This window comes from Arcobacter sp. LA11, assembly GCF_001895145.1.
Taxonomy (GTDB): domain Bacteria; phylum Campylobacterota; class Campylobacteria; order Campylobacterales; family Arcobacteraceae; genus Halarcobacter.
In genome coordinates this window covers 19902-32479 of record NZ_BDIR01000017.1, presented here as the reverse complement: position 1 = coordinate 32479, position 12578 = coordinate 19902, and the positions used below count along the sequence as shown (strand labels likewise).

Genomic DNA, 12578 nt, shown 5'->3' with positions numbered 1-12578 from the left:
AGGATTATTTCTTCTTATTTGCTTGCATAGCTCCAATGGTAGAGCAATTCCATGGTAAGGAAGAGGTTATCGGTTCAACTCCGATTGTGAGCTCCATCTCTCTTTTTTTATTAAGGTTCATATTTCTTTTTAAGATGTTTATTTTTATCTCTTCTATTACTTTATTTGTACAGAGTTCTTTTCTTTCTCCTATTTTAAACAGCTCTTTTTTATTTTTATTATCACTAATTAAGATATCAAATTTCATATCTTTCATTGTAAACCATCTACATTTATCTTCTTTATATTTAAATATCATTTTTCCTTTACAATAATTTAAAAATTCTATTTCTGTTTTAAAGGCTTTTAATCCTTCATATCTTTTATTTATTGTATTTACTACACAATATCCTTCTTTCGTATAATAATCTGGTTTATAGTTTGTATTTGCGTTTATTATTTGAGGTTTTATTATCAGGATTGTTAGTAGTATTAGTTTTTTCATTTTTCCTACTTATTTATAGGTATTTTATTGTATATTTTTTATTAAAAAAAAAGGCCAGTTTCTCAACTGACCTTTTCCCTTTGTTATGTGAATTTCTTAGTTTTTATTTTCTAATATTTCTATTGAAATTATTTTATCATTTTGACTAACAGAATCTAAAGAAATAAAGCTTTCTTCATCTCCTTCTTCAATTTCGCCAAAAACAGTATGACCTCCATCTAAATGAGGACAAGGTACAAAACAAATAAAGAATTGGCTTCCTCCTGTATCTTTCCCCGCATGTGCCATTGATAAGCTACCTTTTTTATGGACTTGTTTCTCAGCTGTTGTTTCACATTCAATTGCCCAATCTGGACCTCCTGTACCTGTGCCATTAGGACAACCACCTTGAGCCATGAAACCTGGAATTACTCTATGAAAGTTTAAGTCATTATAAAAACCATCATTTGCTAATGTTGCAAAATTTGAAACAGTATTAGGTGTTTCTTTATTAAATAGTTTTAACCAAATAACTCCATTTTCTGTTGTTACTTTAGCATATTGAAATTTTGATAATTCTTCTTGTGAATAGTCATATTTTTTAAGTTCTTTTGAAAATCCGAACATATTTTTCCTTTATTTTATTTTTTTGAAATTATATCGTTTTTTGGTTTTAGGTAGTTTAATTTAACTAGATTGTTTGTTATTTCTTTAAATACTGGTACAGCAGACCATGAAGCATAATGATAATACCAATATTTACCAGTTGATATAGGATTCATTACTGTTACTCCAATTGTATATGAATTTTCTCCATCATTTACAAAGCCAAAAAAAGATGATATATATTTTTTTAGGTATTTACCACGTCTTGCTATTTGAGCAGTTCCTGTTTTCCCACCGATTTCAAGACCTGGTATTTGTGCTGCTTTTCCTGTTCCTTTATCAACAGTTTTAATTAACATCCTTTTTATTTCATTTGCTGTTTTTTCAGAGATGATTCTTTCATTTTTTAATTTGTCTTCTTTATATTTTTCATTATCAATTTCAATATGAGATAATATTTTGGGAGTTACTGCATATCCTTTATTATTAAATATTGAATAGGCTTTTAATGCTTGCATAAAAGTTGAAGTCATTCCTTGGCCATAAGATACTGTTGCTTTAAATACATTGTCTTCTTTCTTTTTATCATTTGCTGAAAATTGCCATATTTTTGGCATTACACCTTTTTTTTCATAAGGTAAATCAATTCCAGTTTTTCTTGTAAAACCAAATCTTTTCATTCCTTCATAAAATTCTGGTCCACTAAGTCTTTGTGCTAATTGAAGTGTACCAATATTTGATGAAAATATAAATATATCATCAACAGTTAGATAATGTTTTTTAAATCTATGATCATCTTTAATTGACCAACGTCCTAGTTTATATCGACCTCTAGGAAATTCTCCTTTTTTGTTTGCTTTTCCTTTTGTATTATGAGCAAAAAATAGTTCATTTTTTTTAATTCTTTTTTTATCCATTACTAGTGCTATTGATATAGGTTTTATAATTGAACCTGGCTCAAATTGGTATTCTATTGCATTTACATTTAAAGAAGGAATATCTTTTTGATATATTTTTTCTGGATTAAATCTATTTGAAGAAGCTAATGATAAAACTTTACCAGTTTTACTATCCATTATTGATACTATAATTTCATCTGCTACGAGTTTTTTTTTATACATATCTAGTATCATTTCATTGTTTTTTTGAAGTTTTAGAGGTATATTTAAAACTAAATTAGCACCATCAACTCTTTGTTTGATTACAGAGCCTTTATTAAATGAGATATACGATAAAACATCTCTATTTCCACTTAATATTCCATCTTTACTGTTATTTAAAAGTTCATCAAATTTTTTTTCTAGACCTTTAATCCCTTTTACTTTTGTTTTCCCTTTTTCTGATTCAAACTTGGTAATATATCCTACAACTGGCGTTAAAGTATTATCATATGAGTATAATCTTTTTTCACCACTTTCATTGATACTTAATCCTCTAAGTATTTTCCCTCCACGAACTTTTCTTGGTTTAAATACTTTTAGTTTACGTAGTTTAAAACCTAATTCTTTTAAGTTTTTTGCAGTTTTAGAGTCGATGTTATAAGATAAAACTAAATTTCCTGGCTTATTTAATGATTCTTCAATTTTCTTCGATATTTTTTTGTATGGGATATTACTATAGATTGAAAAGAGTTTTATAAATAGATCTTTTTTATTTTGATCTAAATGTCTTGTGTCAATAGAGGCTTTGTAAATTTTTTTTGATGTAGTGATTTTAAAGTTGTCAGAGCTTATAATATCTCCACGTACAGACAATTCTTTTTTAGTAGTATCTAATGAGGGCAATCTTCTATAGCTTTTGATTGTATCAAATACTGAAATTAAAAGTATAATAAGTAAAAAAAGTATAAAGAAAAACAAAATCACAATTTTTTTGATTTTATTATCTTTTTCCTCTAGAATTGAAGACATATTTATCCATAATGTAATATAATAAAAAATGCATTCTAACAAAAATCAAATTAAAGATAACAATAAAAAAAATAGCATATTTGAAGCAGACTATATACTTTTTTTATTAGTTTCATTATTAATCACAATGAGTATAATTTTTTCGTACTCTTTAAGTATATATACAGTGGAATATTATGGCTATAATCAATTTCATTTTTTTATTAGACAATTATTTGTAGGGACTTTATCAATATTTATCATGTGGATATTTTCTAGAATGGAACCAGATAAAGTTGTCAATCATGTAGGAATGGGACTTTTTATTCTTTTTTTTATTTTAATGGCAATAATGCCAATATTACCAACTTCTATGGTTACAGCTTCTGGTGGAGCAAATAGATGGATTCGATTACCAGGATTTTCTTTATCTCCTGTAGAATTTTTTAAAATAGGTTTTATATATTTTTTATCTTGGTCTTTTCATAGAAGATTAATTGAGGTTCCAAGAAAAATTGGATTGAAACAAGAGTTTTTACTCTTAGCTCCATATTTCTTAACATTTTTTGTAGTGGTTTTTATAATTGCATTTTTACAAAAAGATTTAGGACAAGTTGTTTTATTAGGTGGAATTTTATTTATTCTTCTTATTTTTGCAAATAGAAGTTATAAAGTTTTTGTTTCTCTTGGTGTTGTTGGAGTTATTGCATTAATTGGTTTAATTGTTGCTGCTCCTCATAGAATTCAAAGAATTTTTTCATGGTGGGCGATGGTACAAGATGGAATTTTATCTATTTTACCTGAATGGGCTGATAATTATTTAAGAATTGATGAACTTCCTGAACCTTATCAAGTATCTCATTCTCTAAATGCAATGCATAATGGAGGGGTATTTGGGCAAGGTGTTGGCTTTGGAAATATAAAATTAGGTTTTTTAAGTGAGGTTCATACAGATTTTGTTTTAGCAGGGATTACAGAAGAACTGGGATTATTAGGCTTAGTTTTTATTACGATAATTATGTTTTTAATAGTGTTAAGAATTTTTAAAATTAGTGGAAGAGTTGAAAATAAAATATATCATTTATTTACTATTGGTATTGCATTAATGATTATTATTGCATTTTTAATAAATTCTTATGGAATATCAGGAATGATTCCAATAAAAGGTATCGCAGTTCCACTTTTAAGTTATGGTGGTTCATCCATGTTATCAATGTCAGTTGCAATTGGATTAGTTCTTTCAATTAGTAAATCAGTAGATATGAATAAAAAGGTTAGGTAAATATGAAGGGTTCAGTTGTTATAACTGGTGGTGGTACTGGTGGACATTTAAAAGTTGCGGATTCATTTATTGAAGAGTTTAATAAAAGAGGAATAAAACCTATTTTTATTGGTTCAATAAATGGTCAAGATAAAACTTGGTTTGAAGGGGATAAAAGATTAAAAAAGACTATCTTTTTAGATACTAAAGGAGTAGTAAATAAAAAAGGTCTAGGAAAACTTAGTTCTTTGTTTCAAATATTTAAAGCAATGAATCAATGTTTTAATATTTATAGTAAAAATAATGTAAAAACAGTGATTAGCGTAGGTGGGTTTTCTGCTGCTCCTGCCACTTTTGCTTCAATTTTATCTTGGGGTTGCAAACTATATATACATGAACAAAATTCTGTGATGGGTAGATTAAATGAACTAACTTCAAAATTTGCAACTGAAATATTCTCTTCTTTTGATGATAAATCATTAATAAAAGATTATCCTGTATCAGAAGAATTTTTTAATAATGCAAGAATTAGAGATGATTTAAAAACTGTAATCTTTTTAGGTGGTTCTCAAGGGGCACAAGCAATTAATAATTTTGCAATAAAAGTTGCACCTAGATTAGACAAATTAGGTTTAAGAATAATCCATCAAACAGGTAAAGCTGATATCTTGCGTGTTACTAAAGCCTATAAAGAAATGAAGATTGATGTTGATGTTTTTGCTTTTACTAAAGAGCTATCAAAAAAGATGAATGAAGCCGATTTTGCAATTAGTAGAGCTGGTGCTTCAACTCTTTGGGAATTAAGTGCTAATTCTTTACCAACACTTTTTATTCCCTATCCTTATGCTGCAAAAGATCATCAATATACTAATGCAAAATTTTTAGAAGAAAAGGGTCTTTGTTATATATCACGTGAAAAAGATTTAAATGAAGATGTACTTATTGATATATTAAAAAAAGATAATTATTTGATGAGTAAAAAATTAGTCAATTCAATTAACTGTGATGCAGTTGAATCCATAGTTGATATCATTCTACATAACAATAAGTAGAATGATACCAAATAGAATTCTATAAATTCCAAATGCAACAAAAGTAAAGTTTTCTAAGAATTTTAGAAATAGTTTAATTGCAATAAATGCAACTAAAAATGAGATAACAAATCCAACTAGAAGATTCATTAAATTTGCATCTGAAAATAATTCATTATGGTGTTTTAATAAATCATATCCTGTAGTAGCACACATAACAGGAAAGGCTAAAAGAAAAGAAAATTCTGCACTAGCTTTTCTATTAAGTCCAACTAACATAGCTCCAATAATACTTGAACCAGCTCTACTTGTACCAGGGATTAGCGCAAAAATTTGTGCTAATCCTATATATAAAGACTGTTTATATGTGACATCTTCAACATCACTTGTTATATGTTTTGATTCATCATAAAATTTTTCAACTATTAAAAATACAATTCCTCCAATAATAAACATAATAGCAACTACTTCAAGTGAAAATAATGCTTTTACTTGATTTGAAAAAAGAAAACCAATAGCTGCAATAGGTAAGAAAGCAATAAAAATTTTAGTCCATAAATCAATATGTTTGAAAGTAAATTTACTTGGATAGTTTAAAACAACTGCTAAAATAGCAGCAAATTGAATAATCACTTCATATGCTTTCGTAACAGAATTTTGGTCTATTCCTAAAAATTCACTTGCAACAATTAGATGACCTGTTGAAGAGATAGGTAGAAATTCAGTAATTCCTTCTATGATTCCTAAAATTATTGAATCAATAATATCCATTTATAACCTTTTTATTTTGTAAGTTTAAGAAATTTTTTTAGAGCTCTTGTTTCTTGTTCCCCTATATCATAATCTATTTTTTCAAGATATTCTAAAATGTTTTTATTAGATATCCCTGATCTTCTTGAATAAGAGTTTAAAATATATTGCGGAATTTTAATATGTTTTTTATTAAATCCTTTAATAATTTTTTCTAACATTTTTCCATTTTTAGAGTAACAAAGTGTCGCAAATACAAAAGGAAGTTTATATTTATCTTTCCAAGCTTTTGCTAAATCTATAAATTCTTTATCTTTATTTTCGTGGAAATATTTTAATGCTTTATCTCCTATTAAAACTTCGCCTTTTAAATCTAATACTTTTGCTAAGGCATTTGAAGTTTCACTTTGAAAATCATCTTTGGGAATTCCTGGAATTAAGATAACTGATTGAACATCATTTTTTGCTACTATTCCAAGGTTTAATCTTTTTTCACCTCTTGAAGTAATTGAAGAGATGAAAGCTGAATCAACTTTTCTTTTTTTAAATTTTCGGTTTATATCAGCTGGATACGACTTTTTATATTGAATTATAGATTTTATTTGGTTTGATCTTATATTCTTTTTTATATAGACGTGAAAAGGTAGTAAGTTTATAAAGTCAATTTTTGCAAATATCATTGATTTAGCTCATCCTAACATTAAATTAAATTCGATATAATACTAAAAAATTTGTAAATAAGGGGTTAAAATGGTTAAGGTAGAATTCTTAGGCCCAATTAACAAAAACGCAATGGAAGTAGAAATTACTAATTTAAGTGAATTAAGTTCAATTTTAAAGAATGATGAGCAAGTATCAACATGGTTAGAGACTTGTGCAGTTGCAATAAATGACACTTTAATTTCCTCAAAAGATGTTGCATTGAATGATGGTGATAGAATATCGCTACTTCCTCCAGTATGTGGTGGTTAATGTGCAGAATTTAATTTTATGTGATGGGCCTTTAGATGTAAATAAAATAAATGCAAATTGGTTTGATGAATTTAAAAATTCAAATTATGGAGCAATTATTACATTTAATGGTGTAGTTAGAGATGAAAATGGAATTGATGGTTTAAGTTTTGATATTTATGAACCAATATTAAATAATTGGTTTAATGCTTGGCAAGAGAAAGCAAAAGAAAAAAATGCAATTGTTCTAATGGCACATAGTAGAGGTGATGTCTTAAATCATGAAAGTTCTTATATAGCTGCTGTTTGTTCGCCTAAAAGAAGAGTTGCCTTAGAAATGATAGATGAATTTGTGGAAGATTTTAAAGCTGCTGCTCCTATTTGGAAATATGATATTATTGATGGAAAAAGAGTTTATGCAGAAGATAGAAGTACAGCTATAAAAGGTGCGGGCATATTAAATTGAAAGAGTATATCTTGAGTGAAAAAGTTAGGGTAGATTTACATAATCATACAACTCTTTGTAATCATGCAGTTGGTAGTATGGAGGAGTATGTTCAAAAAGCAATTGAAATGAAGATTGATATTTTTGGATTTTCAGAACATGCTCCAATGAATTTTGATCCTAAATATCGTATGGATATTTCAGAGAAAGATTTCTATGAAAATGAAGTAAAAACTTTAAAAGAAAAGTATAAAAACGATATTGAAATTTTACTGGCTTATGAAGTCGATTTTATGCAGAACAAAGATTTAATATTAGATGAAATTATAAATTCAGACGTGGATTATCTAATAGGCTCTGTTCATTTTATTCAAGAAAAAAATAGCTCTTTATGGGGCTTTGACAATCCAGAGTTTATAGGTAAATATAAAGAAAAAAATATAGATGATATTTGGATAGATTATTTTACTGCAATTGAGCAAATGGCAAATTCTAGATATTTTGATATTGTTGGGCACTTAGATTTAATAAAAGTATTTAAGTATCTACCAAATAAAGATATAAGATTACTTGCTAAAAATGCATTAAAAGCAATAAAAAAATCAGAAATGGTTTTAGAGATAAATGCAGCAGGTTTAAGAAAACCTATTGGTGAAGCATATCCTTCTAAAGATTTACTATCCATGGCATATGAATTAAATATTCCTATTACATTCTCTTCTGATGCTCATGCAGTTGAACAAATAGGATTTAAATATGATGAGCTTGTAAATTTTGCAAAAGATATTGGTTATTCAAAATGCGTGACCTTTAAAAATAGAGATAAACAACTAGTTACTTTTTAAACACTTTTTTAGATGATACATTATAAAAAATAATACATTGTATATTTTTTATACATTTTTTTTAGCTTACATTTTTTTTATTTTGATACAATATTTGTTAATAATTTTAAGGAGTTTATACATGGGTAAATTTGTTAACAATAACGAAGAGTTTTTCAAATATTGTGAAGAGAATGAAGTACAATTTGTAGATTTTAGATTTACAGATATGAAAGGGATGTGGCATCACTTAACGTATATGATGAGTGCAGTTACAGCTGATCAATTATCATTAGGAATGCCTTTTGATGGTTCTTCTGTTGATGCATGGCAACCAATTAATAAATCAGATATGTTATTAAAGCCAGATGTTGGTACTGCATTTTTAGATCCATTCACTGCTGATTCAACAATTATCGTATTTTGTGATGTTTATGATATTTATAAAGGTCAAATGTATGAAAAATGTCCAAGATCTATTGCTAAAAAAGCATTAACTCATTTAAGTGAGTCTGGTGTTGGTGATGTTGCTTACTTTGGACCTGAAAATGAATTCTTTATTTTTGATGATGTAAAAATCATTGATTCTATCAATGAGTCTTACTATAAAGTAGATTCTGAAGAGGGTGAGTGGTCAGATTCTTCTGATTTTGAAGGTGGAAATATTGGACATAGACCAAGAACAAAAGGTGGTTACTTCCCAGTTCAACCAACTGATTCTATGGTTGATTTAAGAGCTGAAATGATGCAAATTTTAGAGCAAGTAGGACTAGAGGTTGTTTTAGGGCACCACGAAGTTGCACAAGCTCAAGGTGAAATTGGTATCGTATTTGGAGACTTAATTGAAGCTGCTGATAACGTACAAAAATATAAATACGTTTGTAAAATGGTTGCACACTTAAATGGTAAATCTTGTACATTTATGCCAAAACCTTTATTTGGTGATAATGGAAATGGTATGCACGTTCACCAATCAATCTGGAAAGATGGTAAAAACTTATTCTATACAGAAGGTGAGTATGGTAACCTTTCTGAAATGGCTAGACACTATGTTGGTGGAATCTTTAAACACGCTAGAGCAGTTGCTGCATTTACTAACCCATCAACTAACTCTTACAAAAGATTAATTCCAGGGTTTGAAGCTCCTTCAATCTTAACTTATTCTTCTCAAAATAGATCTGCTTCTTGTAGAGTTCCTTATGGAGCTGGTGAAAAAGCAACTAGAATTGAAATGAGATTCCCAGATTCAACTTCTTGTCCTTACTTAGCATTTGCTGCTATGTTAATGGCTGGTCTTGATGGAATTGCTAATAAAATTGAACCAATTGGTCCAATGGATGAAGATTTATTTGAAATGCCATTAGATGAGATTAGAGAAAGAAATATTCCTCAAATGCCTCATACTTTAAGAGGTTCATTAGAAGCTTTAATTAGAGATAATGATTTCTTAAAACCAGTATTTACGGAAGATATGGTAGATACTTATCAACACTATAAATTTGAAACTCAAGTTTGGCCTGATGAAGCTAGACCTACAGCATTCGAATTTAAATCAACTTATTCTTGTTAATATTTTAACAAAAAGAAAAAAGGCTAGTCCAATTTGGACTAGCCTTTTTTTATGTTTTGATATTTATATGTAAGATAAATACTAGTTTTAGAATTCAATAGCATCTTCATTAGGATTTTCTGATACCATTGGAATCTCAATTTCAGGAAGTGGAGAAATATCTGTATAGTATTCTTTTTTACCATTAATAATAGAAGTCTTTATATTATTTGGTATCTTAAAATTTCTTTCTATTTCAGGATGAATTTCTAAATATTTTTTAAAGAAATGTGAAAAAGCAGGAGCTGCTGTTGATCCTCCACCTTCACTTTTTCTCATAGGTGTATTATTGTCTTTTCCATACCATACAATTGTTTGAATAGTTGGAGAAAAACCACAGAACCATGCATCGACATTACTATTTGTTGTTCCAGTTTTCCCTGCCAAATCAATTCCTTTTACATTAGCACGTCGTCCTGTTCCTCTTGTCACTACATCATTTAATATTGACTTCATTAAAAAAGTTTGTTCTGGAGAGTTAACATACTTTTCGATTGGCTCAAAATTTGTAACTTCACCTTTACTATTTTCTATACTATTTATCATATATGGAGTAACTTGGATTCCGTTATTCGAAAACACACTATATGCTTTACTTAAGTTAAGCGGCGAAATAGAAAAAGAACCAAGGGTAATTGATAAGTCTCTTGGAATTCCAGTTATTCCATAAGATTCTAAACCTTTATACATATCATCAATACCTACTTCTGTTACAAGGTTTATTGTTGCTAAGTTTCTTGATTTTGTAAGAGATTCTCTAAGTGTAAGAACACCTTTAAAATTACCACTATAATTTTTAGGTTGCCATTTCTTTTTTTGACCATTTACTTTATAATCATATGTTCTTCCAATATCTACTAATTGTGAAGCAGGAGAATATCCTACGTCTAATGCAGTTTGATATAAAAATGGTTTAGCGGAAGAACCAGGTTGCCTTTTACTTTGAACAACTCTATTAAAAGCAGATGTTTTATAATCAATACCACCAACAAGAGCTAGTATTTTCCCTGTATTATTTTCAATTGAAATAATACCTCCATTTAGTGTTTCTATAAAATAACCTTCTTTAACAGGTCTTTTTTTAGCATCTACATTATTTCTTGGATTCTTTTGTAATTTTGCATCTCTTTTTAAAATTCCATCATATCCTACTTTTAAGGATTCTCTTGCAATTTCCTGTGCATTTAAATCTATTGTTAAATTAATTTTATACCCACCAGATTTAATATCTTTGATGTCTTTTTGTAAAGTTTTTAATGCATAATCAATTATGTAAGGGGCTTTATTTTGAGTTAAGGTGTCATTATAAACTGTTGGAATAAAGTTTACCGCATTTTCATATTCATTTTTATTTATCCAACCTAATGTATTCATTCTTTTTACAACTTGATTAGCTCTTGTTAATGCAAATTTTAAATTTTTTGTTGGATCATAAAAACTTGGTGCTTTTGGTAATCCAACTAAAATTGCAACTTCTTTTATATTTAACTCATATAAATCTTTTCTAAAATAACCAAGTGCTGCTGTTTTAATACCATAATACCCATGACCAAAATAGACTTGATTTAAATATCTTTCTAATATTTCTTCTTTTGTTAAAATAGTCTCAAGCCTAATTGCAAGTAAGGCTTCTTTTATTTTTCTCAGCAGTTTCTTCTCTCTACTTAATACAAGAGTTTTTATTAACTGTTGAGTTAAAGTACTTGCTCCTTCAACTAATTTCATGGCTTTTATATCTTTTATAATTGCTCTACTTATTGCATCTGGGTTTATCCCATTATGTTCAAAGAATTGTGTATCTTCAATAGCAACTAGTGCTTCAACTACTCGAGCTGGAATATTTTCATACTTTACATATAGTCTATGCTCTTTATTAAATATATTAGCTATTAGTTTTCCATTTTTATCAAAGAATTGCGTCGTTTTTGAAGGATTGTACTCTACTACTTTATTTATATCATGTCTAATATCTGAATAAAGTTTTAATAGCCATCCTGCTACACCAACTGCAATTAATAGTAAAAATGTAAAAATATATTTCATCATATTTTATTTCCTAAATTCTTTGTTTTCAAAAGTTGAGTTTATAAGTTCTTTTGTATATTCATTTTTTGGATTTTTTAGTACTTCAATTGTTTTACCTGTTTCTACAACTGTTCCATCTTTTATTATAACAATATCTTTACAAATATCTTTTATAGAGCTTATGTCATGAGTTACAAAAAGTATTGAAATATCTAATTTTTTTGATAAGTCATTTATTAAATCTAAGATGACTTTCTTTGAACTTTCATCTAAAGCTGTTGTCGGTTCATCTAAAAGAAGCAATTTTATTTCATTTGTTAATGCAATTGCGATTACTACTCTTTGTAGTTGTCCCCCACTTAATTCACTTGGAAATCTTTCTAAGAATGATTCTTCTAATCCTACAAGCTTTAGAAGTTCTTTTTTTCTATTTTCAGTACAAAAAAATTGTTTTTTTATTTTTGTCATTGGAGATAAAGAGGTAAAAGGGTTTTGTGGAATAAAACCAATATTAGAATAGTTAAGTTTAAAATCTGTATTTACATCAAAAACTAAATCAAGATTTGAAGGTAAAAGATTTAGCATAGATTTTAAGGTTAAAGATTTTCCACTTCCACTCTGTCCTATAAGTGCTGTAGAATCAATTATTTTAAAACTAATATCAACTAGCTTTTTATCAGAAGTTGATATTTGAAGTTTTTTTATATCTACAGTCTTACTCATG

Annotated in this window: 12 protein-coding genes and 1 tRNA gene; 7 read left to right on the top strand and 6 right to left on the bottom strand. The window is 27.9% G+C overall.

The genetic code is table 11. The annotated features are described in order from the left end of the window. Positions 1–20 precede the first annotated feature (20 nt). Positions 21–96 (top strand) — tRNA-Thr (locus BT997_RS13950). 484 nt (positions 97–580) lie between these two features. On the opposite strand, the gene BT997_RS13945 is transcribed toward BT997_RS13950, so the two are convergent. Further along, positions 581–1090, bottom strand: a complete 510-nt coding sequence (locus BT997_RS13945; protein WP_072682547.1) for a peptidylprolyl isomerase — start codon at positions 1088–1090, stop codon at positions 581–583. Positions 1091–1104: 14 nt separating this feature from the next. Continuing rightward, positions 1105–2979 (bottom strand): penicillin-binding protein 2, encoded by a 1875-nt coding sequence (locus BT997_RS13940; protein ID WP_072682546.1) that lies wholly within the window; start codon positions 2977–2979, stop codon positions 1105–1107. A 28-nt stretch (positions 2980–3007) separates the two neighbouring features. Here BT997_RS13940 and BT997_RS13935 point away from each other — a divergent pair, with 28 nt between their 5' ends. Beyond that, positions 3008–4240 (top strand): FtsW/RodA/SpoVE family cell cycle protein, encoded by a 1233-nt coding sequence (locus tag BT997_RS13935; protein ID WP_072682545.1) that lies wholly within the window; start codon positions 3008–3010, stop codon positions 4238–4240. Positions 4241–4242: 2 nt separating this feature from the next. Beyond that, on the top strand, positions 4243–5271 hold the full coding sequence (locus tag BT997_RS13930) for a UDP-N-acetylglucosamine--N-acetylmuramyl-(pentapeptide) pyrophosphoryl-undecaprenol N-acetylglucosamine transferase (RefSeq protein WP_072682544.1): 1029 nt from the start codon (positions 4243–4245) through the stop codon (positions 5269–5271). Here BT997_RS13930 and BT997_RS13925 read toward each other — a convergent pair. Both BT997_RS13925 and BT997_RS13920 read right to left on the bottom strand, forming a co-directional pair. Continuing rightward, on the bottom strand, positions 5254–6021 hold the full coding sequence (locus BT997_RS13925) for an undecaprenyl-diphosphate phosphatase (protein WP_072682543.1): 768 nt from the start codon (positions 6019–6021) through the stop codon (positions 5254–5256). The two genes, BT997_RS13930 and BT997_RS13925, sit on opposite strands and share 18 nt — an antisense overlap. Before the next feature lie 11 nt (positions 6022–6032). Beyond that, the gene (locus BT997_RS13920; protein WP_072682542.1) at positions 6033–6680 is read right to left on the bottom strand and encodes an MqnA/MqnD/SBP family protein; all 648 of its coding nucleotides are present in this window, start codon (positions 6678–6680) and stop codon (positions 6033–6035) included. A gap of 70 nt (positions 6681–6750) precedes the next feature. On the opposite strand from BT997_RS13920, the gene BT997_RS13915 reads away from it, so the two are divergent. The 4 genes from BT997_RS13915 to glnA all read left to right on the top strand — a co-directional run bounded on the left by BT997_RS13915 (position 6751) and on the right by glnA (position 9790). After that, positions 6751–6972 (top strand): MoaD/ThiS family protein, encoded by a 222-nt coding sequence (locus BT997_RS13915; RefSeq protein WP_072682541.1) that lies wholly within the window; start codon positions 6751–6753, stop codon positions 6970–6972. 1 nt (position 6973) lies between these two features. Beyond that, positions 6974–7417 carry a molybdenum cofactor biosynthesis protein MoaE gene (locus BT997_RS13910; RefSeq protein WP_375537755.1) on the top strand — a complete coding sequence of 148 codons (444 nt, stop codon included), beginning with the start codon at positions 6974–6976 and terminating at the stop codon, positions 7415–7417. Between the two features lie 11 nt (positions 7418–7428). Then, the gene (locus BT997_RS13905; protein WP_072682550.1) at positions 7429–8241 is read left to right on the top strand and encodes a histidinol-phosphatase HisJ; all 813 of its coding nucleotides are present in this window, start codon (positions 7429–7431) and stop codon (positions 8239–8241) included. A 121-nt stretch (positions 8242–8362) separates the two neighbouring features. Continuing rightward, positions 8363–9790 (top strand): type I glutamate--ammonia ligase, encoded by a 1428-nt coding sequence (glnA, locus tag BT997_RS13900; protein ID WP_072682540.1) that lies wholly within the window; start codon positions 8363–8365, stop codon positions 9788–9790. An 87-nt stretch (positions 9791–9877) separates the two neighbouring features. Here the strand turns inward: glnA and BT997_RS13895 are convergent, their stop codons facing one another. Together BT997_RS13895 and BT997_RS13890 are read right to left on the bottom strand one after the other, a co-directional pair. Next, positions 9878–11872: a penicillin-binding protein 1A gene (locus tag BT997_RS13895; protein ID WP_072682549.1), complete on the bottom strand. Its 1995-nt coding sequence runs from the start codon at positions 11870–11872 to the stop codon at positions 9878–9880. 6 nt (positions 11873–11878) lie between these two features. Further along, on the bottom strand, positions 11879–12577 hold the full coding sequence (locus BT997_RS13890) for an ATP-binding cassette domain-containing protein (protein ID WP_072682539.1): 699 nt from the start codon (positions 12575–12577) through the stop codon (positions 11879–11881). Position 12578: the final 1 nt, after the last annotated feature.

Excerpts from the sequence above, each read along its gene's own strand:
- BT997_RS13925 (WP_072682543.1), bottom strand. The coding sequence starts at position 6,021 with ATGGATATTATTGATTCAATAATTTTAGGAATCATAGAAGGAATTACT.
- BT997_RS13895 (WP_072682549.1), bottom strand. The coding sequence starts at position 11,872 with ATGAAATATATTTTTACATTTTTACTATTAATTGCAGTTGGTGTAGCA.
- BT997_RS13890 (WP_072682539.1), bottom strand. The coding sequence starts at position 12,577 with ATGAGTAAGACTGTAGATATAAAAAAACTTCAAATATCAACTTCTGAT.
- BT997_RS13920 (WP_072682542.1), bottom strand. The coding sequence starts at position 6,680 with ATGATATTTGCAAAAATTGACTTTATAAACTTACTACCTTTTCACGTC.
- glnA (WP_072682540.1), top strand. The coding sequence starts at position 8,363 with ATGGGTAAATTTGTTAACAATAACGAAGAGTTTTTCAAATATTGTGAA.
- BT997_RS13930 (WP_072682544.1), top strand. The coding sequence starts at position 4,243 with ATGAAGGGTTCAGTTGTTATAACTGGTGGTGGTACTGGTGGACATTTA.
- BT997_RS13935 (WP_072682545.1), top strand. The coding sequence starts at position 3,008 with ATGCATTCTAACAAAAATCAAATTAAAGATAACAATAAAAAAAATAGC.
- BT997_RS13940 (WP_072682546.1), bottom strand. The coding sequence starts at position 2,979 with ATGTCTTCAATTCTAGAGGAAAAAGATAATAAAATCAAAAAAATTGTG.
- BT997_RS13945 (WP_072682547.1), bottom strand. The coding sequence starts at position 1,090 with ATGTTCGGATTTTCAAAAGAACTTAAAAAATATGACTATTCACAAGAA.
- BT997_RS13915 (WP_072682541.1), top strand. The coding sequence starts at position 6,751 with ATGGTTAAGGTAGAATTCTTAGGCCCAATTAACAAAAACGCAATGGAA.